Source organism: Synechococcus sp. WC10meta, assembly GCF_047461475.1.
This window is the reverse complement of the sequence record NZ_JANSHF010000007.1, coordinates 97341-118546: the sequence shown is the minus strand read 5'-3', so window position 1 is coordinate 118546 and position 21206 is coordinate 97341. Positions and strand designations below refer to the sequence as shown.

Sequence of the window (21206 nt, the reverse complement as noted above, 5' to 3'; positions counted from 1 at the left end):
CGTGGAAGCAGGAAGAAAGCGTCAACTTGGAGCAAAAGTCCGCTTTTGTCCAGCGTTGTATAAGTCTTTCAGAGCGGTTCAAGAGGTTTCCGTCATCGAAGCCAGAGCAGCCTGCACATCGGCTAGCTCAACTTGATCGGTCAGCTCCGCTTGGCCAATCCGGCGCGGCAAGACAAAGCGGATCCGTCCTTGTTTAACTTTTTTGTCGGCCTGCATGACCTGCAAGACAGCCTCCCAAGGGATCCCGGCAGGCCAGTGGCTGGGCAGCCCTGCCCTCTCGATCAGGTGCCGCTGCCGTTCGGCTTCGGTGGCACTCCACCAGCCTAAGCGACGGGCAATCTCCCCGGCAGCTACCATGCCGATGGCGACAGCCTCCCCGTGTAGGTAGCGGCGGTAGCCGGTAACGGTTTCTAGGGCATGGCCAAGGGTGTGGCCGTAGTTGAGAATGGCCCGCAAGCCCCCTTCGCGTTCGTCCTGCTGCACCACCCAGGCTTTGCACTCGGCACAGCGGCGCAGCAGGTAGTGCAAGTCTGAGGGGGCAAAATCGGTGTAGCGGCCTAGCCTGGGCTGCTCTTCCAAAAACTCAAACAGGTCAGCGGCCTGGATGACACCGTACTTGATCACTTCGGCCAGGGCAGAGGTAAACTCCCGCCGGGGCAGGGTCTGCAACACCGTTGGATCCATCCACACCAGGCGCGGCTGGTAGAAGGCCCCAATGAGATTTTTCCCACCAGGATGGTTGACGCCGGTCTTGCCGCCAATGGCCGCATCCACCATGGCCAAAAGCGAAGTGGGCACCTGCACCCAAGGGATCCCGCGCAGCCAAGTGGCGGCGGCAAACCCAACCATATCCCCGATGACCCCGCCTCCCAGGGCAATGAGAGTGGAAGAGCGCTCCAGGCCAAAGCTCAAGGCGGCGTCGTAGATCCTGGCCACCGAGCGCAGGGTTTTGTAGCGCTCGCCAGCAGGCAAAAGAAAAAGATGGGCAGCAAATCCTGCTTGTTGCAGGCCCTGCATCAACTTTTCGGCAAAGTGCTTGGCAATGCCCGGATGGCTCACCACCAGCGCCTTGCCGGCAAGTCCTCTGGCTCGCATCTGCGATCCCAAGTGGATGAGGTTGTGGCCCCTAGGGCCTTCTGGAGATTGGATGACGATGTCGTAGGAGCCGTGGGGAAGCTTGACAGGAATCAGACAGGGATCCATGGGCGGGGAATCCAGGGTGGCACGCTCTGTTACTTCACCTTCTCCCACCTGCAGGTTAGGACGGGATCCGGCTTTAACTTGTAGTTGTGCCTCGAAGTCCTTATGATTGAGGTATAGCCTCAAAAAGTTCAAAAAGCGCTTTTGCCCCTACCGCAGGGAGGAGTTTCATGGCTGGCAACACCGGAGAACGACCTTTTGTTGACATTATTACCAGTGTCCGCTACTGGGTCATTCACGCCCTGACCATTCCCGCCTTGTTTTTGGCAGGCTGGCTTTTTGTGAGCACGGGCCTAGCCTATGATATTTTTGGCACGCCGCGCCCCAATGAGTATTTCACTGCAGAGCGTCAGGAGTTGCCCATTGTAAGCGACCGCTTCAACGCTCTTGAGCAGCTGGAGAGGTTGACGCGCTAGAACGGGGTGAGGGCAGCAACTTCGCAACTGTTACAGTTTGTAAAAGAGGCAAGGTCTGAGCGATGGCAACTAAACCAGTTACTCAACCCAATGCTGACGAGCCTGTTTTTTACCCTGTTTTTACTGTCCGCTGGCTGGCAGTGCATACTTTGGCCATCCCAACTGTTTTCTTTCTGGGAGCCATTGCGGCAATGCAGTTTATTCAACGGTGAACCCCTATGGCTGATCAACCTGAAAAGAACCCTAATACCCAGCCGGTAGAGCTAAACCGCACCTCCCTATACCTGGGCTTGTTGTTGGTGTTTGTGCTTGGCCTGTTGTTTTCTAGCTACTTTCTCAACTGAAGCGAGGGTCATCCCTACTTCTAACAGTTGAGGAAGGACTGCAGGGATCAGTGCAAACCCGTTTTTGCTGGAAGCTAGGAGTGTAATCTCCTTTCGGTTCTTTTGGAGGCCAGTTGCTATGACCAGTCAAGCAAGGATCCCCCTGTGGATAGTGGCTGTGGTTGTTGGGCTGGGGGTGATTACGGTGGTTGGACTCTTCTTCTACGGCTCCTATACCGGTCTTGGATCGTCGGTGTAGTTTAGATTAGAGAAATAGGGAAGGGCGAGGAGCAGTAAGCCTCGCTCTGTCTCCTTCTACCTCGCGTGAAGGGGAAGAGTGGCCGTGCGGCGCAGCTCGCCGTCCTGTCTTATCCAGTGGGGTGGCACGGCGTCGTTAGACCAGAGCGCAAAGGTCAACCTTTGCGTACCTTTATTTTGGAGTGCCCCTTGGCTTGATTTATGGAGGGGAGGATCTCGCGGTAGGAGCCGTATTCTTTTGACCTAGCTGCACTTCAGCTAGGTTTTTTTACAGGATCCTAGAAACACCTGGGCAGCAGTGGTGCTGGGAAAAGCTATTTGCCTAGGAAAAAGTCAAGGACTGGGGAGGCGCAGGCAAAAACGGATCCCTTGATGAGGGTCTATATCTCTGTTAAGCGAGCATGAACTTTTTTAACGATCCGGACGGCGGCTGCTAGGAGGAGAGCTGAGGCCCCGTAGAATGAATCCCAAAATTCCAGGCAGGATCTTCGGACATGGATTACGTTCGCACCTTCAATGACGATCCCTGCGAGGGGCATCTTTCAACGCCCATTAGCGATTCTCCTGTCACCCGTCTGTTTATCAACAATCTTGCCATTAACCGCCGCGGCCTCTCTCCTCTGCTGCGGGGGCTGGAGATTGGCTTGGCCCACGGCTACTTCCTGGTGGGGCCGGAGATTCTTCTAGGCCCGCTTCGCGATTATCCTGGGGCAGCCAATTTGGGCGGACTGGTTACGGCAATGGCCATTGTGCTGTTGGGAACCGCCTGTATGTCGGCCTATGGCAGCGTTACCTTTGGAAACAAGCCAGAAACGCCAGGAGCTAATCCTTTGTCCACAGCCCGCGGCTGGGGGGATCTAACAGCGGGGTTCTTCCTGGGAGGTATGGGTGGTGCCTTTGCTGCCTACTTCCTTTTGGAGAACTTTGCCGGGATCGATGCCATCTTCCGAGGACTGGTGAATTAGTTGTCAAGCTTGTCAAGGCACTGGAGGGGAGCAAGACTATGACCGGTTCTTACGCTGCCGCTTACCTTCCTTGGATTTTCATCCCCATTGTTGGTTGGCTGCTGCCGGCAGTAGCCATGGCTGTGCTCTTTTTGTACGTTGAGCGCGACTAACTCTAGTCTCGGTGGGTCTTGGAAGAGGGATCCCTAGCTAGGGATCCCTCCCTTTTTGGCAGGAGGGTGGACTTTGGCAAAACGGCTGTTTCACCATGGAAAAGTTGCTGCTGGTAGAAGGCCAAAAGCTAAAACTGGGTTCTCAACACCATCGTCCTAACCAAGCCAAAAAGCAAGGTTACAATACCCGTTTTCTGGGCGGCCTTGGCGGCGCTGGCGTTCCCACCGCTGGCTCACCAGGAAACCCAGGCAAGTCCGGGCCGGGTAGAATTCTCTAACTCAAGGTGGCTACGGGCTGAGCTTCTACCAAAAGCTGCTGAGTCTGCAAGTCGATAATGGTGGCTAGCAGGCGTCGCGAGGCGTCGATGGCAAATTCTACCCGCAGGCGGTCTTCCCCGACTCGCCCAGGGGGCTGCAGGCGGGCCAGGCAAGCTGGCTCAGTACCAAGGGTCAGGGATCGGAAATCGGTTTGCCGGGTAAGTTGGCGGCTGCTCATGCGCCCCAGCTCGTCGTAAACCACCTCGGCTTGGGCCACTTGGGCCACTTCCCCCACATCGAGGCGAATTTCGGTCTGGCCGTCGTTGGCCACCTGCAAGATCAAGGGCTCGGAGCGCCGGCAGGGGTAGGGGCTGCCCCGCTCGAACAAAGGGTAGTAGATATAGCTTTTTTGCAAGGGATCCCAGAGACGGATGGCGTAGCTGTGGTGGAGGCGATCCTCCAGCTTCACCTGGCAGCCCACCTGCAGGGCGCCCAGGGCCACGGCATCGAAGGGGCGTTCGCAGCGGACTTTCTTTTTGCCGAAGTAGGAGCGGAGCAGCTCTTGGACTGCCGGCAGTTGGGAGCTCCCTCCCACCAGAAGCACTTGCTCAATTTGGCTTTTGGCCAACCCCCTTGCCTGGGCGGTGAGGAGGACATCGTCTAGGGACTGGCGGATTTGATCCAAGAGCTGGTGGGCTTCTAAAATCTCCTCCAGCGCCTGCCGATCCAAGCGCAGCTCATAGGCGGTCAGGGCCTCGTCGTCAAACCAACTGCTCACGGCCTCGGGCTGAGTGGAAAGGGCAATCTTGAGCTGCTCTGCCTGCTCCAAAAGCGTAATCCAGCTCAGGGCCCCAAGCTGCTGTCGGCTCAACCCCAGTTGCCCCAGCAGGTATTCGGCAATCCAGATGTCGATGTCCACCCCGCCTACGTAGGCATCGGCTTTGGCAATCACCTCCGCCTTGAGAACGGAGTTACCTGCCTGGGGGGCCAGGGTGCGCACTAGGCTGAGATCCAAGGTGCCGCCGCCGAAATCCACCACTAGCACCACGGATCCCGGCTGGCCGACCGCATAGCCCAGGGCAGCGGCAGTGGCCTCGTCCACGATTTGAATGGGATCCCAGCCACAGGCGCCGGCCACCCTCCGCAGCCAGTTCAAGTAGCGCTCAAAGGAGCCAACAGGGGCTGTAAACACCACCTGTTGCGGCTGCAGGCCCTCCTTCTGGACAGCTTCCATCACCGCCTGCAAAAAAGCCTGGGCTACCCTCTCAGCGTCGTAGCGCTCCCCATCCAGAACTCGCGGCGGAGGCACAAACTCTGCCACCAACTCCCGCTTGAAGCCCTGAAACAGCCGCTGCGGATCCACCGCTCCCCAACGACCGGCGCGCACAGTTTCCCCTACGAGGAGCTGGTTTTTGCCCTTCACATAGACCAAGCTGGGAATGGCCGAGTGGGCTTGCTCCTGCCGGGAAAGACCGGGAAAGCTGAGCAGGCGGGGCGCTGCTTGGACGGGATCCCAAACTGCCACCACCGTATTGCTGGTCCCAAAGTCAATGGCTAGCGTCGCTTTGGAGACAGGTGCCATCAGCTCAATCCTCCGGGCAGAGAGCGGCTGACTTTGGCAGGGCAGAGGATATAGTCTCCCCGGCGATAGCCAACAAAGCGGATGTAGACGGGATCCCCTGGCCGAATATCCGGCTGATCTGGCTGGTGCAGTTGCGGGTCGAAGGGGACAGATTCAAGAGGGCTGCCGATGGGCTCATACCCCCAGTGCTGCAGCAGGGCATCCAAGGAGCGAAAGAGAGCCGTTACGTTTTGGGCCGGCCAATCGGGCTTGCGGCGGGCGATTTCGCGAACGGTGGGGTAGCTAGTAAGCAGCGGCTGCAGCAGGGAGAAGAGGACTTCTGGGGAATCGGTAGATCCCATTTTGTCATTTTCGCTGAGGCGCAGCAGGGATCCCAAATCCCACTGCAGGGCGGCAGCCAGCTTTTGTAGTTGCTCCAGACGCAGGGATCCCCACTTCCCCTGGCGCACTTGATCGAGGGCACGGCGGCTGATCCCTGCCCGTGCTTGCAAGGCCCGCCATGAGAAGAGGCCAACGGCCCGCATGCGTTCCTGCAGCCAATTGTCCAGCGGTCTCTCGGCCATTGAATTTTGCCAGGGATCCCTACGATCATGCCGCAACTTGGGTTTGGGCTCAGGGATCCACAAGGCTCGGGGAACGGCTTATAGCTTCCACATCCCGGTCGTAGCGCTCGCGCCGGTTGGCCGGGTACACGAATTCAAAGCCGGCTTGCAGGGAAGGTCGGACAAGCTTTTTGAGGTAAAAAATCCGCTGACCGTCTGGTTCGTAGCCAGAGATCACAAAGAAATCCCGACCGGCAACTTGGTAGGTAACCTGGCGTCGGATGATCGGCTGCGGCGCAGCTCTTCTTGCAAGGCGCTGGCAGGCGTTGCTTGAAAGACGTTGTAGCCGCCCCAAGCGCGCAGCTCAGCTCCCGATTCCCGATAAATACCTGGCCGTCGCTGTTGTCAGCTTCCCCTTGGGGGATAAAGTCTGCCGGGTAGTCGATGCGGTAGCCAAAGCGGGCATTGATGTAGGGTTGAAAACCTAACTGGGCTGAGATTCCCTCACCAAGCTGAGCCCGGCAAGCAGACAGGCTAGGCACGCGGCAGATCTTCTTAACAAGGACTCCGTCCCGCTAACGCGATCGGTAGCCCTCTCCATACCCCTAAGTGTAGGCTGCTCTTGGAGAAGGCTGCGCCCAAAACCAAAATCCGAGGACTCCGGAAATCTTTTCCCTACAAAGAGGTCGGCCCATCTCCTTCCTGAGAGTTCTGTAGAATTGGGGAAGTTTATCTCCTATTGCCGGCTGCCAAACTCCTGCTAACCCTCTGCCATGACCCCGACTTCCCCAGCTACTGCTGCCCATCCTGCTGCTTTGGATCCCCTTGACCCGAGGGTGCGTCCGGATCCGCAGGGCCGGTTTGGGCCGTTTGGGGGCCGGTTTGTGCCGGAAACCCTGATGAGTGCCCTCACAGAGCTGGAGGAAGCCTTTGAGCGGCATTGGCGGGATCCCGACTTTCGCGCCGAGTTTCACAGCCTACTGCGGGACTTTGTCGGGCGGCCCAGTCCCCTTTACTTTGCCCAGCGGCTTACCGAGCACTACGGCGGCCCCCAGATCTACCTGAAGCGGGAGGATCTCAACCACACCGGCGCCCACAAGATCAACAACGCCCTTGGCCAAGTGCTGCTGGCGGTGCGCATGGGCAAGCGAAGGATCATTGCCGAGACTGGCGCTGGCCAGCATGGGGTGGCCACGGCAACGGTGTGTGCTCGTTTTGGGTTGGAATGCGTCATCTACATGGGGGCAGTGGACATGGAGCGGCAGGCCCCCAATGTGCAGCGGATGCGCCTGCTGGGCGCTGAGGTAAGGGGGGTCGAATCAGGCACAGCCACCCTCAAAGACGCCCTCTCCGAGGCCATCCGCGACTGGGTAACCAACGTGGAGACCACCCACTACGTCATCGGCACGGTGGCCGGACCCCACCCCTACCCGAAGCTGGTGCGGACCTTTCACGATGTCATCGGCCAGGAGACGCGACAGCAGTGTCAAGAGAAATGGGGAGGCCTGCCGGACGTGCTGCTGGCCTGTGTAGGCGGCGGCTCCAACGCCCTGGGGTTGTTCAACGAGTTTGTTCAGGATCCCCAGGTGCGGCTTATCGGCATCGAGGCTGCCGGGGAGGGCTTGCACACCTCCCGCCATGCCGCGACCCTCAGCCGCGGTCGCATTGGGGTCTTGCACGGGGCCATGAGCTACCTGCTGCAAGATGAAGAGGGCCAGGTGCAGGAGGCCCATTCCATCAGCGCTGGCTTGGATTACCCCGGTGTGGGGCCGGAGCACAGCTACTTAAAGGAGATTGGGCGGGCTGAGTACTACGCAGTTACCGACGACGAGGCGGTGGAGGCGCTGCTATTGCTGTCGCGCCTGGAGGGAATCATCCCCGCCTTAGAGACGGCCCACGCCCTGGCCTACCTGAAGACCCTAGCCCCTCAACTTGGCCCCCAGCAGCGGGTAGTGGTCAATTGCTCTGGGCGGGGCGACAAAGATTTGAACACCGTTTTCAAGTACTTGCAGCAGCGGGGGCGCAGCCTAGCCTAGGGTCTCGCCTAGAGGGACTCAAGGCGCCTACCGAAAATGGCAGCTTGCCGGGCAAATGGAAGCAGAGCCGTTGCATGAGTTCTAAGGCCCAAGCAGACTTGTGGCTAGCCGCCGTGCTGGGCAACACCCATGTGCGCTGGGGCTGGTTTGCCGGAGAGAACCTAATCAAGGTAGAGCAGTTTCCCACCCACCAGCCCTTGGCCTGGCCAGAAGAGACGGAGCTGTGGCTAGCTGCTGTCGGCTCTGCCCCTTTGCCGCCGAGATCTCCCTGGGTGCATTGCCTGGAGTTGTCGCAGGTGCCGCTGCGGGATCCCTACCCAAGCCTGGGGCTGGATCGGGCACTAGCTCTGTGGGCCGCTGGGATCCGCTACGGCTGGCCCTGTTTGGTCATCGACGCCGGCACTGCTTTAACCCTGACGGGAGCTGACCCTGAGGGATCCCTGGTGGGAGGGGCAATCCTGCCTGGCCTAGGGCTGCAGGCGCAAGCCCTAGCCGACCACACCGCCCGACTGCCCAAAGTGCAGTGGGATCCGGCAGATCCCTTGCCCCCCCGCTGGGCCAGGGACACCGTGGCCGCCATCCACAGCGGCATCCTTCATACGCTGCTAGCGGGATTGCGGGAGTTCCTTGCCGACTGGCGCCGCCGCTTTCCCCAAGGCCCGCTGCTGCTAACTGGCGGCGATGGCAAGCTGCTCTATCCCCACCTGCGCCCCCTCGACCCAGAGCTGCGCTGGGATCCTCACCTGGTGTTGTGGGGAATTGCCAGCTGCCGTCAGTTGCACCGCGCCGCCCAGCAGTTGCCTAGGGCAGAATAAAGCTATCAGCACAGGGGGATTTTCAACGGGATCCCATGGCCAACGGCAACACCTTCGGCGTCCTGTTTTCTGTCACCACCTACGGGGAGTCCCACGGTGGGGCGGTGGGGGTGGTGGTGGACGGCTGCCCACCGCGGCTGCCCCTGAGCGAGGCCGACATTCAGGCAGAGCTGGATCGGCGCCGTCCCGGCCAGAGCCACATCACAACTCCCCGCCAGGAAGCCGATCGCTGCGAGATCCTCTCTGGCGTTTTTCAGGGCTTTACCCTGGGCACGCCCATCCACATCCTGGTGCGCAACCAGGACGCCCGCCCCCAGGACTACAGCGAAATGGCCACCACCTTTCGCCCTTCCCATGCCGATGCCACCTACCAGGCCAAGTACGGCATCCGCAACTGGCAGGGGGGAGGACGGGCCTCAGCGCGGGAGACCATTGGCCGGGTGGCTGCCGGAGCCATTGCCAAGAAGATCCTGCGCCTGGCGGCAGGGGTGGAGATCCTGGCCTACGTGCAACGGGTCAAAGACGTGGAGGCCCAGGTGGATCCCAGCTCAGTAACAGCCGAGCAGGTGGAAGCCAACATTGTCCGCTGCCCCGACCCAGAAGCAGCGGCGGCCATGATCCAGAAAATTGAAGCAGCAGCACGGGAAGGGGATTCCCTGGGGGGAGTGGTGGAGTGCGTGGCCCGCCATGTGCCCCGCGGCCTGGGCTGCCCGGTGTTTGACAAATTGGAAGCCGACCTGGCCAAGGCGGTGATGTCCCTGCCCGCCAGCAAGGGGTTTGAGATTGGGTCGGGATTTGCCGGCACCTACCTGACCGGCAAGCAGCACAACGACGAGTTTTACATGACTCCCAGCGGCTGGCGCACCCGCAGCAACCGCTCCGGCGGCATCCAAGGGGGCATCAGCAATGGCGAAGACATCGTCCTGCGGGTGGCCTTCAAGCCCACTGCCACCATTCGCCAGCCCCAAAACACCGTTACCCTCGACGGCCGGGAGACTGTCTTGGCGGCGCGGGGACGCCACGATCCCTGTGTCTTGCCGCGGGCAGTGCCGATGGTGGAGGCGATGGTAGCCATAGTTCTCTGCGACCATCTGCTGCGCCACCACGCCCAGTGTGGATCCCTGGTCTTGCCGGAGGTGCCCCTTCCTGTCACCGCCGCTTCCCAAGGCTAGGAGTTGCCAGCCATGGCCAAGACCAAAACCGTCTGGGAGTGCAGCCAGTGCGGCGAGCGCTATCCTAGGTTTTTTGGCCGCTGCGACAACTGTGGCGCCTGGAACACGCTGACGGAGGTAGTCGTCACCCCCTCCCCCAAGTCTAGGCCCCTGCAGCGTCTTGTTCCCCCGCCTAGCCGCACCAACGGGATCCCCCAGTTAGCTCTCCCCATCACCCAGGTGTGCTCGGATCGCCACCCTCGCCTTTCCTCCGGCTTTGGCGAATTTGATCGGGTGCTGGGGGGCGGCATTGTGCCGGGATCCCTGGTGCTCATCGGCGGGGAGCCAGGCATTGGCAAGAGCACCCTCCTGCTGCAGACTGCCGCGCATCTAGCCAAGCACAAGCCCACCCTGTATGTGTCGGGGGAGGAGTCAGCCCAGCAGATTAAGCTGCGCGCCGAGCGGCTGGGGGTAGAAAGCGAGCAGCTCTACCTCTTGGCCGAGACCGAGCTGGAGGCCATTGTGGCCGAGATCCAGGCCCTACAGCCGCAGGTGGCGATCATCGACAGCATTCAGGCCATCTTCTGGGGGCAGCTCAGCTCAGCACCGGGATCCGTTTCCCAGGTGCGGGAATGCGCCGGCCTGTTGATGCGAGTGGCCAAGAAGCTGGGGGTGGCCCTGCTCATCGTTGGCCATGTAACCAAGGATGGATCCCTGGCCGGGCCCAAGGTGTTGGAGCACCTGGTGGATACAGTTTTGTACTTTGAGGGGGATCGCTTCCAGAGCCACCGCCTGTTGCGCGCCGTCAAAAATCGCTTTGGGGCAGCCCAGGAAATTGGCGTTTTCGAGATGACTGCCTCTGGCTTGGTGGAGGTGGACAATCCCTCGCAGCTTTTTTTAAGCAGTCGGGATCAGGTTACGCCGGGAACAGCTACTATCGTCGCCTGGGAGGGCACTCGCCCCTTGGTGGTAGAGGTGCAAGCCCTAGTCAGCCCCACCAGCTACAGCTCCCCCCGCCGCACTGCTACGGGCATCGAGCTCAACCGCTTCCTACAGATCTTGGCAGTGCTAGAAAAACGGGTAGGGATCCCGCTTTCCAAGTACGATGCCTACGTCGCCTCCGCCGGGGGCATCCAGGTGGCCGAGCCCGCTGCCGACTTGGGGGTGGCCGTGGCGGTGGCCGCTAGCTTCCGGGATCGCCAGGTGGATCCCTTCACCGTCGTGATTGGCGAAGTGGGCCTGGGAGGACAGGTGCGCCCGGTGGCCCAGGTGGAGCAGCGCCTCAAGGAAGCGAGCAAGCTGGGCTTCCGCCACGCCATCATCCCCAACAGCCCCGTCTTGGCCGATGCGGGCCTGCGCCTGAGCCGAGTGCAGCGGCTGCTGGAGGCTCTGCTGGTGGCTCTGCCTAGCTCCGAGTCCGAAGCCCCACCTTGCCTTGTTGCTGAAGCCAGCTATGGGAGAACGTCCTAGAATGGAGGTTTACGAACGGCAACCAGATCCCTGGGCAGGTGGGCACACGATTAGCGTTGGCGAGGGATCGAGCTATAGCGCTGGTAGCCCTGTTTCTCTTCGTGGTGTACCTCATCGTCTCCAGCGTGAACGCCTAGGCAGAGCGATAGCTGCTCTTCCTAGGAAATCTGACCAAGAGGCTCCGAGTTAGCAGCCTGTAGGTGACTGCCCTATCGCTGTAGGGGGCAAAGCCGCCCTGGGGCAGGTGGCCAGGGGGCAGGGCTTTGGATCCAGTTTTTTGGTAGAATTCGGTAGCCCCTTGCGGCTGACGGGATCTAGAGAGCGGCGATCCGCAAGGTCGGCTGACTAAAAGGGTTGCAGGGTGAGGTCAACTCGTGCGAATTGCGGTTGATGCCATGGGGGGCGACTACGCTCCCGCGGAGATTGTCAAGGGCGCCCTACTGGCCCAACAGCAGCTGCAAGTGGAGATTGCACTGGTAGGTCGGCTAGAGGCCCTCGAGCCTTTTTTACCCCGGCCCCTGCCGCCTAAAGTTGCCCTCGTGCCTGCTGAGGAAGAGGTGGGCATGGCCGAAGAGCCTCTGGCGGTGCGCAGAAAGCCGAAAGCCTCCATCAACATTTGCATGCAGCAGGTGCGCGCTGGGCAGGCGGATGCAGTGGTGGCTGCCGGCAACACGGGTGCGGCAATGGCGGCCGCTTATCTCCACTTGGGTCGCTTGGCAGGGATTGACCGCCCAGCCATCGCCGCCCTTTTGCCTACCCTCAAGGGAAAGCCGGTGCTGTTGCTGGATGTGGGTGCCAACGTGGATTGCCGGCCACGCTTTTTGGAACAGTTTGCCCGCATGGGATCCCTCTACTGCCAGTGCGTCCTGGGGATTGAGAAGCCGCGGGTCGGCCTGCTCAACATCGGCGAGGAACCCAACAAGGGCAACGATCTAGCCCTAGCCACCCACCAGCGCCTGGCCCAGTTGCCAGGGATCCACTTTGCCGGCAATGCGGAGGGGCGAGACGTGTTGACCGGGGACTTTGACGTGGTGGTCTGCGACGGCTTTGTCGGCAACGCCCTGCTCAAGTTTGCTGAAAGCGTCGGCCAGGTGATCACTCAGGTGCTGCGGGAAGAGCTGCCCCGGGGCTGGCGCGGCAAGCTGGGTTGCTGGCTGCTCCAGCCTAACCTCCAGCAGGTAAAGCGGCGCATGGACTACGTGGAGTATGGGGGCGCCTTGCTCCTGGGGGTTAACGGCATCTGCGTCATTACCCACGGCAGCTCCAAGGCGCCAATGGTGTACCACGCCATTCGTCTAGCCAAAGAGGCGGCAGAGCAGAAAGTCTTGCAGCGACTGCAGGCGGAAATGGTTGACCCTCGCGAACCTGAAGCCAGCACCGAGCAGCGCCCTGGGAACACCTCCGGTCCCTTGCCGTTGGGATCCCTAGAGCGAGGGGAAGGGTAGTGCCCATGCCCAACAACCGCCTCCCCAGCGTACGCCTAGTGGGGGTAGGGGCTGCTCTTCCGGATCCCTGCCTGAGCAACGATGACCTGAGCCAGATTGTTGCCACTTCTGATGAGTGGATTTGGCCTCGCACCGGCATTCGCCAGCGGCGCATTCTGCCCCCGGAGCTGAGTGTAGTGGATCTGGCGGCCCAGGCGGCAAGAGCTGCTCTGGATCAAGCTGGGATCCTGCCGCAGGAGCTCGACTTACTTCTGCTAGCCACTTCCACCGCTGTCGATCGCTTTGGCTCGGCCCCGCGGGTGCAGGCAGCCCTGGGGGCAAGTCGGGCAGTGGCCTTTGACCTAACGGCAGCTTGTACGGGGTTTGTGTTTGCGGTGGCCACGGCGGCCCAGTTTCTGCAAACTGGGCTGTACCGGCGGGCGCTGGTGGTGGCAGCCGATGTGCTCTCTCGCGCCGTCGACTGGACAGACCGCGCCACCTGCGTTTTGTTTGGGGATGGAGCAGGGGCAGTGGTGCTGGAAGCGGGAGAGGTGGGAGCCGATGGGATCCTCAGCATTGAGCTGCGCAGCGATGGCAAGGGCAGCGAGCTACTTAGCTTGGCCATGGCCACTGAAGCTAAGCCCCTGGTGGGATCCCTGCGGGTGGGGCAGTACCGCTGTTGCCCCATCGTCATGAACGGCCGCGAGGTCTATAAGTTTGCCGTCCAGGCGGTGCCGGAGATTATCGAGAAAGCCCTCCTTCAGGCTGGGATTCCAGCCGAGGCAGTCCAGGGCTACTTCATCCACCAGGCCAACCAGCGCATCCTCGATGCCGTGGCCAAGCGCTTGCAGCTGCAGACCCAGCAGGTGGCCAGCGTCCTGGAGCGCTACGGCAACACCTCAGGCGCCTCGATCCCCATTGCTCTAGCCGAATGGATTGGTCAAGGGCGGTTTGGCCATGGAGATCTGGGGGTGATGGCGGGCTTTGGCGCCGGCCTCACCTGGGGAGCCATTGTCTTTCGCTGGGGCCGATGAGCTCGGGAGGGGTGGTGATGACCATTGCCTGGATCTATCCTGGTCAGGGATCCCAAGTGGTGGGCATGGGAAGGGATCTCCAAGACTGGCCAGGAGCTGCCCAGAAGTTGGCTTTGGCGCGGGAGGTGCTGGGGTGGGATCCCTTGGCCCTTTCCGAAGAGCAGATCCACCAGACCCGCTATACGCAGCCGGCCTTGTTTACCGTGTCGGCCCTCTTGAGTGACTACCTCTATGCCCAGGGCCAGACGCCTGGCTGCACTGCTGGCCACAGCCTGGGGGAGTACAGTGCCCTCTATGCCGCTGGAGTGTTTGATTTTGAAACCGGCCTGCGGCTGGTGAGCCTACGAGGCCAACTGATGGAGCGGGCAGGGGATCCCCCTGGCAGCATGGCAGCGGTGATTGGGTTTGATCGCACCAAGCTGGAGCACCTCTGCCAGATGACCCCCAACGTTACCATTGCCAACGACAACAGCCCAGAGCAGGTGGTAATCAGCGGCTCGGTGGAGGGGGTGCAGGCTGTCTGTGAGCAGTTGCAGGCCAAGCGCACCGTTCCCCTCAAAGTCAGCGGCGCCTTCCACTCCCCTTTTATGCAGGCAGCAGCAGAAGAGTTTGCCCACCGGTTGCGGGAAGTTGAGTTTCAGACACCCCGGGTGCCGGTCTATAGCAATTGCACCGCCACGGCCAGCCGCGATCCCCAAGCCCTCAAACAGGCGCTGCTGGCCCAGATGACAGCCCCTGTGCGGTGGCGAGAAACGGTGCTGCAGATGGCTGCCGACGGCGTTCAAGAGGTGTGGGAAATTGGCCCTGGCAACGTGCTGACGGGCTTGGTGAGGCGGACAGCGCCCAGCTTGCGACGGCGCAACATCAGCAGCCTCAGCGACTACCCAGCGGGCAGCTAGAGCCCAAAGCGTTGGGATAGAGGCGGCTACTTCTGTGCTATGTGTAGTCGAGGGGGACGTTAGGGGCAACCATGGCAGGCAACTCCATTCGCTTTGGCACCGACGGCTGGCGAGCAGTCATTGCCGAGGGCTTTACGTTTCAGAACTTGGCCCTTGCCGCCCAAGCCAGCGCCCAGGTGTTGGCCCGCACCTATCCTGGGGAAGGGATCCTCATTGGCTACGACAACCGTTTTCTCTCTGAACGCTTTGCGGCCCACGCAGCTGAGGTGGTGGCTCGACTGGGGATCCCCGTCTACCTCTCCGCCTGTGCGGCCCCAACGCCGGCCTTTAGTTGGGGAGCCAAAGAGCAGGGCTGCCATGGCGCCCTGGTAATTACCGCCAGCCACAACCCGCCCCACTATTCCGGCCTTAAGGTCAAAGGTGGCTTTGGCGGCTCTGTGCCCCCGGAGGTCACCGCTGCCATTGAGCGGGAGCTGAGTAGCCTGCAGCCCCTGGGATCCACCCGCGCCCCTATTCACACCTGGGATCCCTGGCCCGGCTACCTGGCTCAGCTTAGTCGCTTTGTGGATCTAGAAAAGCTTAGAAGCTCCCCAGCCAAGATCTGGGTGGATGTCATGTTTGGTTCCGGCGCCGGTGGCCTCAAGCGGCTGTTGGGGGAGAAGGTGATTGAATTGCAGGCGCGGCGGGATCCCTTGTTTGGCGGAGTCTCACCGGAGCCGCTGCCGCAAAACCTGCAGGCTTCTGCCCAGCTCATTGCCGCCGATCCTGCCCCCTTGAAAATCGGCTTGGTCTTCGATGGCGACGCCGACCGCATTGCTGCCCTCGACGGACAAGGCCATTTTCTCAGCCCCCAGGTACTCATCCCCATCCTCATCGACCACTTGGCGGGGCGGCGCGGGCTGCGGGGGGAAGTCGTCAAAACCCTCAGTGGCTCGGAGCTGTTTGTCAAGGTGGCCGGGCGCTATGGCCTGCCGGTTACGGAAACACCCGTGGGCTTCAAGTACATTGCCGAGCGCATGCTGAGCACCCAGGTGTTGCTGGGGGGAGAGGAATCGGGTGGCATTGGCTACCTGGGCCACATCCCCGAGCGGGATGCCCTGCTTTCGGCGCTGTACTTGATCGAAGCCGTTACCGAAACCGGGCAAGACCTGAGCGCCCTCTACAGAGCTTTGCAGGAACGAGAGGGGTTTAGCTCGGTTTACCAGCGCCGCGACCTGCCCCTAGGGGATCAAAGTCAACAAACCCAGCTATTCCAACGGCTGCAGAGGGATCCCCCCTCTGAGATTTTGGGACAGAAGGTGATCAAGCATTTCGACAAAGACGGCCACAAGTTTACGCTTGTCGACGGCAGTTGGGTGATGATCCGCGGCAGCGGCACTGAGCCTCTGCTGCGGCTGTATGCGGAAGCCAGAACTGCAGAAGCAGTGAACCATCTTTTGGATTGGGCGGCTGGGCTGCTCAGCAAAAAGGTGGGAGAAAACTGAGGCCTCCCACCATCTCTACTTCTGCGCAATAGTGGCTCAGAGTTCGCGCCACTGTTTTAAGAATTTAAGAAGTTGCTTCTGTTGTCTTGGCTTTGGCTCGGTCAAAAGTGCCTGGCGGCTCGTAGACAAATTCAAACAGGTTGCCATCGGGATCCTTGCCATAGAAGGAGGCGGTGCCATCTCGGTGGGTGTGGATCTCGCCCACCGGGATCCCCTGGGATTGCAGGCGCCGATGGTGCTCCTCCAGCTCTTCCCTAGTGCTGAAGACAAAGCCAAAGTGGGGCCCTGCCGCCCGGTAGCCTGGACCCAACAGCGCCAGCCCGTCGTCCCCAGCTTTCATGTAGGCCCAGTCGGGATCCTTCCAGACATTGACCATCCCCAACTTTTCGTAGAACTCTACCGCTTTGGAGACGTCTCCGACACGGATGGCAACATGTCCCAGTTGCCTAAGTGCCATATCCTCCTCCCTGCTCAATCCCTATAGCCCAGCATAGCCTGCGCAGGGGATCCCCTTCTCCCCAGGAACGGGGAACTCTGTTTGATACAGAGCTAACCTTGCTCCTATGCAGATAACCGGCGCTTATCCCATTGGCTGCTTGGCCAAGAAGCGCTCTAGTTCGTCTAAGGCCTCTGCATCCATTTTGGTTTGCATGGGGCAGAACTTAGGCCCGCACATCGAGCAAAACTCTGCCGTTTTGTAGATATCTGCCGGCAAGGTCTCGTCGTGGTATTCGCGAGCTCGCTCTGGATCTAGGGACAACTCAAATTGTCGATTCCAATCAAAGTTATAGCGGGCTCTAGCCATCTCATCGTCGCGATCCCTGGCCCCAGGCCGATGGCGGGCAATATCCGCAGCGTGGGCGGCAATCTTGTAGGCAATGAGGCCATTGCGCACGTCCTCTGCATTGGGTAAACCCAAGTGTTCTTTGGGGGTGACGTAGCAAAGCATTGCCGCCCCATACCAACCGGCCAAGGCCGCCCCAATAGCAGAGCTGATGTGGTCGTAGCCGGCAGCAATATCAGTAACCAAAGGTCCCAAGACGTAGAAGGGAGCCTCGTCGCATTCCTCCATTTGCTTGCGCACGTTAAACTCAATTTGATCCATCGGCACGTGCCCTGGCCCTTCCACCATCACCTGCACATCGTGCTCCCAGGCCATGCGGGTCAACTGGCCCAGGGTTTTTAGCTCGGCCATCTGGGCCTCGTCAGAGGCATCGTGCAAGCATCCTGGTCGCAAGGCATCGCCCAGGCTAAAGGAAACGTCGTATTTCTTGAAGATCTCGATGATGTCGCGGAAGCGGGTATAAAGCGGATTTTGCTTGTGGTGGACCAACATCCAACGGGCTAGGATCCCGCCGCCGCGAGAAACAATGCCCGTTAGCCGGTTGCGCACCAGCGGCAAATGTTGAATGAGGATCCCAGCATGGATGGTCATGTAGTCCACCCCTTGCTGAGCCTGCTTTTCGATAATGTGCAAAATATCCTCTTCTGAAAGCTTTTCGACATTGCCATGGACGCTTTCTAGAGCTTGGTAGATGGGTACCGTGCCGACAGGAATCGGCGAGGCTTGGATAATGGCCGTGCGAATTTCATCCAAATTGCCGCCGCCGGTAGACAGATCCATAACCGTGTCGGCGCCGTATTTGATGGCCAACTTTAGCTTTTCCAGTTCCTCAGCCAAGCTGGAAGAGGTGGGGGAAGCGCCGATGTTGACGTTGACTTTGCAGCGGGAAGCAATCCCAATGCACATCGGCTCGAGGTTGGTGTGGTTGATGTTGGCGGGGATGATCATGCGACCCCGAGCTACTTCCGAGCGGATGAGTTCCGGGGGCAGCTGCTCCCGGCGAGCCACATACTCCATCTCTTCGGTAATGATGCCCTGGCGGGCATAGTGCATCTGAGTAACGTTTGCTTGCCCACGACGGCGGGCCACCCATTCGCTGCGCATGGCCTAACTCCGGTGCTTGCTTGCCTACGCTGGTACGAATCAGATCAGGTTCTGAGGAGGGGAGCCCCCAGATACCTCTAGCGTGCTGTGATCCTATCACCGAATTTTGGGACTTTCCGAAATCTAACAAGGGCTCAGAGGGAACGTTGAGGCCAACGGGCTATTGCGCAGAGGAACTCTCGCTTGGCTCCGGCAGGTAGAGTCGGTCTTCTGAGGCATCGTATTCAAAGAGCTCTGCATAGCGGCCCCAGTCAATGGCAGTGGCAAACTGCCGCTCGGCCTCCTCATGCGGGAAATGCTCGTCCCAGAGATCCAAGAAGAAGTCCGCCCGCATGGAGCGGCTGTTTTTTTCTTCCAGAGTCTGCAGGATGCTGCGGAACACGGGCACCCGTGCCAGTAGCTGTTGCCGGAAGAGATCCTTGCTGCGCAGGATGGTGGTGTTGGCAAAGTCTTGGCCAATCTCGGTGAGTTGGACCACCCTGCCGGTTACCTCGGCAAAGCCCAACAGCACTGCTGCATCCAGAATCGGCAGCAGGTCGTCTACTGCCAGTTGCAGCCGTTCAGCCAGCTCGGCAATTTCCACTCTTGCCTGCGGCCATTCCACAATGAGCTCCAGCAGACCGCTGATGCCGCCCACCCGCGCGTGGGGTAGAGGCAAGGCGTAGGGGGAGGGGGCCCTGGGGACAGCCACCTCACTGGTTACCGGGATCTCCGGATTGGTCATGATCTCGTAGATGTAGTCCACCAGGGACTTAAATCGGGGATCCGTACGTTCATGGGGTCGCGGCAGGTCGATTTTCACCTCTCCCCGGATCCGCCCTGGTTTGGAGCCCAGGATCACTACCCGATCCGCCAAAAACACCGCCTCTTCGATGTTGTGGGTCACGATGAGAATGCTCTGGGAAGGGAAGGCGTGGGTGTTCCACAGCTCGTCGATCTCCCCCCGCAGGTTCTCCGCTGTCAGCACGTCCAGGGCGCTGAAGGGCTCGTCCATGAAAAGCACCTTCGGCTCCAAGACAAAGGCGCGGGCAAAGCCCACTCGCTGCTTCATGCCCCCCGAGAGTTCCTTGGGGTAGGCATTCTCAAATCCATCCAGCCCCACCAGGTCGATGGCCTTGAGAGCCTTTTGCCGCCGGATCTCGCGTGGGATCCCTTGCGCTTTTAGCCCCAGCTCCACATTTTCTTGTACTGTCAGCCACGGCAGAAGGGCAAAGCTTTGAAACACCATGGCCACGTCGGGGTTGGGGCCGCGCAGGGGTCGGCCATTGCTCCACACCTGCCCTTGGCTAGGGGGGATCAAGCCTGCCATGATGCGCAGCAGGGTACTCTTGCCGCTGCCGCTGCGGCCCAGCAGAGCCAAGACTTCCCCTGCCCGCACCTCCAAATCAATCTGGCTTAAGACTGTAAACTCTCCCTTGCCCTCGGGCAAAGGAAAGCGCTTGTAGACGTTCTCAACCTTAATCAAAACAGGGGAAGTTGCCGAGCTCATAGATTGATAAAGAGATTGATAAAGACTAAAGGTGATATTTTTCCTCTGCCAATTGATACAACCGCCGCCAGAAGAGGCGATTGATGCCTACCACAAACAGACTCATCATGCCAATGCCCAAGGTAATGCGGGGCCAATCTCCCCCTGCGGTTGCTTCGGCAATGTAGGTGCCTAGGCCCGTAGCTTTTAGAGTTGTCGCTCCCCAGGTTACAATCTCGGAGACAATGCTGGCATTCCAAGCACCGCCGCTAGCTGTTATTCCTCCAGTGACCCAGGCGGAGAAGATCCCTGGGATGATCAGCTTTTGCCAGAGCTTCCATCCCTGCAGACCCAAATTCATAGCCATTTCTCGCAAATCGGTGGGGATGCTCTGGGCGCCGGCAATGGAGTTAAAGAGAATGTACCACTGCGCTCCCAGAGACATCAGCAAAATGCTGCCCCACTCAATGCTGATCTGGGCGCGGATGAAAAGCAATGTGACAAAGGGAAAAAGAAAATTGGCCGGAAAAGCTGCTAGAAACTGCACCACTGGCTGCAGCAGCTTCGCTAGGCGTGGATTAAAGCCAATGGCCACCCCAATTGGCGTCCAGACCACAGTGGCTAAAGCCAAGAGCACGCTAACCCGCAGCAGCGTGAGGATCCCCAGGCCAAAGACTAGCATCACCTCCCCAAAGCCGACGGTGGTGGATACGAAATAGACAATCCAAACCCCAAGGCCGCCAATAGCCAACCAGGAGAGCCGGGTCAATAGCCGCTCACGGCGCCGCTCAGCCTCGGGGCTGAGGGGATCTCCCCAGCGGGGGCGGGTCAGGTAGGCCAACAGCCGATCCACCCCCTCTGCCAAAGGGGAAAACCCCCTGCCAATTAGCCGCGGGATCCGGGCGGTGGTGAGCAGATCATACAGCCAGGACTCCGGCACAGCCGCCCCGGCGCTCTGTTCCAGGCGAAACTTGTCTGACCAAGCAACCAGAGGCCGCCAGAAGAGCTGATCCACCAGCAGGATCACCACTGCCATGGTTAGGATCGCCCACCCCAGCTTGGGCAAGTCCTCGGCTTGAATGGCGGCTTCCACGTAGGATCCCAGGCCCGGCAGCGTATACTCCTGGTTGAGCACGCTGATGGCCTCGCTGGCGGCCACAAAGAACCACCCCCCGCCAAAGCTCATCATGGCGTTCCAGATGAGACCGACCATTGCCGCCGGCAGCTCCAACTGGGTAAAGCGCTGCCAGCCTGAGAGGCGATACAGGGTAGCAGCTTCCACGAGCTCTTGCGGCAAAGTGCGCAGGGACTGGTAGAAGGAAAAGGTCATGTTCCAGACCTGGCTGGTGAAGATGGCAAAGATAGAAGCCGCCTCCAGTCCCAGCAAGCTGCCAGGAAAAAGGGCAATGAAGCCAGTGACAGTAATGGAGAGGAACCCCAACACCGGCACTGATTGCAGGATGTCTAGCAAGGGGATCAAAATTCGCTCTGCCCAGCGACTTTTCGCAGCTACGTACCCGTAGATCAGGGTGAAAAGAGTGGAGAAGGCGAGGGCAATGAACATGCGCAAGGTGGAGCGGGCGGCATAGTAGGGCAGCTTGCGCGGATCCAAGTCGATTCGGGGCACCACAGCTGGCGGCTGAAACTGCTCAAAAGCCCCTGCCCCCACCTGGGCCACTACCGCCAGGAGAACCAACGTGCCGAGAATGATGGCTCCATCGGCAGCCCCTGCTGGCAGCCGTCGAAGCACCTCCGGCGAAGGAAAAGTCCGCATCTCCCTC

Annotated in this window: 22 protein-coding genes; 14 read left to right on the top strand and 8 right to left on the bottom strand. The window is 60.2% G+C overall.

Annotated elements, in window-relative coordinates; translation table 11 throughout:
- Positions 1 to 78 precede the first annotated feature (78 nt).
- Positions 79 to 1203 (bottom strand): 3-dehydroquinate synthase, encoded by a 1125-nt coding sequence (aroB, locus tag NW804_RS05455; protein ID WP_414395577.1) that lies wholly within the window; start codon positions 1201 to 1203, stop codon positions 79 to 81.
- A 167-nt stretch (positions 1204 to 1370) separates the two neighbouring features.
- Here aroB and psbE point away from each other — a divergent pair, with 167 nt between their 5' ends.
- The 6 genes from psbE (at position 1371) to NW804_RS05425 (ending at position 3314) form a co-directional block, all read left to right on the top strand.
- Positions 1371 to 1616 carry a cytochrome b559 subunit alpha gene (psbE, locus tag NW804_RS05450; protein ID WP_414360519.1) on the top strand — a complete coding sequence of 82 codons (246 nt, stop codon included), beginning with the start codon at positions 1371 to 1373 and terminating at the stop codon, positions 1614 to 1616.
- 62 nt (positions 1617 to 1678) lie between these two features.
- A complete protein-coding gene (psbF, locus tag NW804_RS05445) occupies positions 1679 to 1828 on the top strand; it encodes a cytochrome b559 subunit beta (protein ID WP_414406122.1) in 150 nt (49 codons plus the stop codon).
- 6 nt (positions 1829 to 1834) lie between these two features.
- Complete coding sequence (locus NW804_RS05440) at positions 1835 to 1960, top strand: photosystem II reaction center protein L (RefSeq protein WP_414395556.1); 126 nt, start codon at positions 1835 to 1837, stop codon at positions 1958 to 1960.
- A gap of 118 nt (positions 1961 to 2078) precedes the next feature.
- Positions 2079 to 2198, top strand: coding sequence for a photosystem II reaction center protein J (locus NW804_RS05435; RefSeq protein WP_414410832.1), 120 nt, complete (start codon positions 2079 to 2081; stop codon positions 2196 to 2198).
- A 493-nt stretch (positions 2199 to 2691) separates the two neighbouring features.
- On the top strand, positions 2692 to 3162 hold the full coding sequence (locus NW804_RS05430; protein ID WP_414395552.1) for a photosystem I reaction center protein subunit XI: 471 nt from the start codon (positions 2692 to 2694) through the stop codon (positions 3160 to 3162).
- Between the two features lie 38 nt (positions 3163 to 3200).
- Entirely contained in the window at positions 3201 to 3314 is a 114-nt protein-coding gene (locus NW804_RS05425; RefSeq protein WP_414395550.1) for a photosystem I reaction center subunit VIII, read from the top strand.
- A gap of 274 nt (positions 3315 to 3588) precedes the next feature.
- Here NW804_RS05425 and NW804_RS05420 read toward each other — a convergent pair whose 3' ends face one another.
- From NW804_RS05420 to NW804_RS05410, 3 genes are read right to left on the bottom strand one after another with little or no spacing between them, the layout of a single operon-like run.
- Positions 3589 to 5154, bottom strand: coding sequence for an Hsp70 family protein (locus tag NW804_RS05420; RefSeq protein ID WP_414423045.1), 1566 nt, complete (start codon positions 5152 to 5154; stop codon positions 3589 to 3591).
- Positions 5154 to 5717: a helix-turn-helix domain-containing protein gene (locus NW804_RS05415; RefSeq protein WP_414423044.1), complete on the bottom strand. Its 564-nt coding sequence runs from the start codon at positions 5715 to 5717 to the stop codon at positions 5154 to 5156. The genes NW804_RS05420 and NW804_RS05415 overlap by 1 nt, the downstream gene beginning before the upstream one ends.
- Before the next feature lie 49 nt (positions 5718 to 5766).
- Positions 5767 to 6051 carry a hypothetical protein gene (locus tag NW804_RS05410; protein WP_414423043.1) on the bottom strand — a complete coding sequence of 95 codons (285 nt, stop codon included), beginning with the start codon at positions 6049 to 6051 and terminating at the stop codon, positions 5767 to 5769.
- 418 nt (positions 6052 to 6469) lie between these two features.
- Between NW804_RS05410 and trpB the strand changes: the two genes are divergently transcribed.
- The 8 genes from trpB (at position 6470) to NW804_RS05370 (ending at position 16009) form a co-directional block, all read left to right on the top strand.
- Positions 6470 to 7732 (top strand): tryptophan synthase subunit beta, encoded by a 1263-nt coding sequence (trpB, locus tag NW804_RS05405; protein WP_414423042.1) that lies wholly within the window; start codon positions 6470 to 6472, stop codon positions 7730 to 7732.
- Between the two features lie 74 nt (positions 7733 to 7806).
- Positions 7807 to 8547 carry a pantothenate kinase gene (locus NW804_RS05400; RefSeq protein WP_414423041.1) on the top strand — a complete coding sequence of 247 codons (741 nt, stop codon included), beginning with the start codon at positions 7807 to 7809 and terminating at the stop codon, positions 8545 to 8547.
- 35 nt (positions 8548 to 8582) lie between these two features.
- Positions 8583 to 9719 carry a chorismate synthase gene (gene aroC / locus NW804_RS05395; protein ID WP_414423040.1) on the top strand — a complete coding sequence of 379 codons (1137 nt, stop codon included), beginning with the start codon at positions 8583 to 8585 and terminating at the stop codon, positions 9717 to 9719.
- Between the two features lie 12 nt (positions 9720 to 9731).
- Positions 9732 to 11168 (top strand): DNA repair protein RadA, encoded by a 1437-nt coding sequence (radA, locus tag NW804_RS05390; protein WP_414423039.1) that lies wholly within the window; start codon positions 9732 to 9734, stop codon positions 11166 to 11168.
- A gap of 374 nt (positions 11169 to 11542) precedes the next feature.
- Complete coding sequence (plsX, locus tag NW804_RS05385; RefSeq protein WP_414420856.1) at positions 11543 to 12613, top strand: phosphate acyltransferase PlsX; 1071 nt, start codon at positions 11543 to 11545, stop codon at positions 12611 to 12613.
- Between the two features lie 5 nt (positions 12614 to 12618).
- Entirely contained in the window at positions 12619 to 13626 is a 1008-nt protein-coding gene (locus NW804_RS05380) for a beta-ketoacyl-ACP synthase III (RefSeq protein ID WP_414420857.1), read from the top strand.
- Between the two features lie 17 nt (positions 13627 to 13643).
- Complete coding sequence (gene fabD / locus NW804_RS05375) at positions 13644 to 14525, top strand: ACP S-malonyltransferase (RefSeq protein ID WP_414406145.1); 882 nt, start codon at positions 13644 to 13646, stop codon at positions 14523 to 14525.
- A gap of 71 nt (positions 14526 to 14596) precedes the next feature.
- Positions 14597 to 16009: a phosphoglucomutase/phosphomannomutase family protein gene (locus NW804_RS05370; protein ID WP_414423038.1), complete on the top strand. Its 1413-nt coding sequence runs from the start codon at positions 14597 to 14599 to the stop codon at positions 16007 to 16009.
- 64 nt (positions 16010 to 16073) lie between these two features.
- On the opposite strand, the gene NW804_RS05365 is transcribed toward NW804_RS05370, so the two are convergent.
- From NW804_RS05365 to NW804_RS05350, 4 genes are all read right to left on the bottom strand, one after another.
- Complete coding sequence (locus tag NW804_RS05365; protein WP_414423037.1) at positions 16074 to 16466, bottom strand: VOC family protein; 393 nt, start codon at positions 16464 to 16466, stop codon at positions 16074 to 16076.
- A 123-nt stretch (positions 16467 to 16589) separates the two neighbouring features.
- Positions 16590 to 17957: a phosphomethylpyrimidine synthase gene (gene thiC, locus NW804_RS05360; protein WP_414395526.1), complete on the bottom strand. Its 1368-nt coding sequence runs from the start codon at positions 17955 to 17957 to the stop codon at positions 16590 to 16592.
- 160 nt (positions 17958 to 18117) lie between these two features.
- Positions 18118 to 19422 (bottom strand): nitrate/sulfonate/bicarbonate ABC transporter ATP-binding protein, encoded by a 1305-nt coding sequence (locus NW804_RS05355; RefSeq protein ID WP_414423036.1) that lies wholly within the window; start codon positions 19420 to 19422, stop codon positions 18118 to 18120.
- Between the two features lie 49 nt (positions 19423 to 19471).
- Positions 19472 to 21199, bottom strand: coding sequence for an ABC transporter permease (locus NW804_RS05350; protein ID WP_414423035.1), 1728 nt, complete (start codon positions 21197 to 21199; stop codon positions 19472 to 19474).
- Between the last annotated feature and the right edge of the window lie 7 nt (positions 21200 to 21206).

What these genes read in the sequence shown, in the direction of transcription:
- psbE (WP_414360519.1), top strand. Translation starts at nt 1,371, where the DNA reads ATGGCTGGCAACACCGGAGAACGACCTTTTGTTGACATTATTACCAGT.
- NW804_RS05420 (WP_414423045.1), bottom strand. Translation starts at nt 5,154, where the DNA reads ATGGCACCTGTCTCCAAAGCGACGCTAGCCATTGACTTTGGGACCAGC.
- psbF (WP_414406122.1), top strand. Translation starts at nt 1,679, where the DNA reads ATGGCAACTAAACCAGTTACTCAACCCAATGCTGACGAGCCTGTTTTT.
- NW804_RS05370 (WP_414423038.1), top strand. Translation starts at nt 14,597, where the DNA reads ATGGCAGGCAACTCCATTCGCTTTGGCACCGACGGCTGGCGAGCAGTC.
- NW804_RS05425 (WP_414395550.1), top strand. Translation starts at nt 3,201, where the DNA reads ATGACCGGTTCTTACGCTGCCGCTTACCTTCCTTGGATTTTCATCCCC.
- fabD (WP_414406145.1), top strand. Translation starts at nt 13,644, where the DNA reads ATGACCATTGCCTGGATCTATCCTGGTCAGGGATCCCAAGTGGTGGGC.
- thiC (WP_414395526.1), bottom strand. Translation starts at nt 17,957, where the DNA reads ATGCGCAGCGAATGGGTGGCCCGCCGTCGTGGGCAAGCAAACGTTACT.
- NW804_RS05440 (WP_414395556.1), top strand. Translation starts at nt 1,835, where the DNA reads ATGGCTGATCAACCTGAAAAGAACCCTAATACCCAGCCGGTAGAGCTA.
- aroC (WP_414423040.1), top strand. Translation starts at nt 8,583, where the DNA reads ATGGCCAACGGCAACACCTTCGGCGTCCTGTTTTCTGTCACCACCTAC.
- trpB (WP_414423042.1), top strand. Translation starts at nt 6,470, where the DNA reads ATGACCCCGACTTCCCCAGCTACTGCTGCCCATCCTGCTGCTTTGGAT.
- radA (WP_414423039.1), top strand. Translation starts at nt 9,732, where the DNA reads ATGGCCAAGACCAAAACCGTCTGGGAGTGCAGCCAGTGCGGCGAGCGC.
- NW804_RS05350 (WP_414423035.1), bottom strand. Translation starts at nt 21,199, where the DNA reads ATGCGGACTTTTCCTTCGCCGGAGGTGCTTCGACGGCTGCCAGCAGGG.
- NW804_RS05435 (WP_414410832.1), top strand. Translation starts at nt 2,079, where the DNA reads ATGACCAGTCAAGCAAGGATCCCCCTGTGGATAGTGGCTGTGGTTGTT.
- NW804_RS05365 (WP_414423037.1), bottom strand. Translation starts at nt 16,466, where the DNA reads ATGGCACTTAGGCAACTGGGACATGTTGCCATCCGTGTCGGAGACGTC.
- aroB (WP_414395577.1), bottom strand. Translation starts at nt 1,203, where the DNA reads ATGGATCCCTGTCTGATTCCTGTCAAGCTTCCCCACGGCTCCTACGAC.
- NW804_RS05400 (WP_414423041.1), top strand. Translation starts at nt 7,807, where the DNA reads ATGAGTTCTAAGGCCCAAGCAGACTTGTGGCTAGCCGCCGTGCTGGGC.
- NW804_RS05430 (WP_414395552.1), top strand. Translation starts at nt 2,692, where the DNA reads ATGGATTACGTTCGCACCTTCAATGACGATCCCTGCGAGGGGCATCTT.
- NW804_RS05415 (WP_414423044.1), bottom strand. Translation starts at nt 5,717, where the DNA reads ATGGCCGAGAGACCGCTGGACAATTGGCTGCAGGAACGCATGCGGGCC.
- NW804_RS05380 (WP_414420857.1), top strand. Translation starts at nt 12,619, where the DNA reads ATGCCCAACAACCGCCTCCCCAGCGTACGCCTAGTGGGGGTAGGGGCT.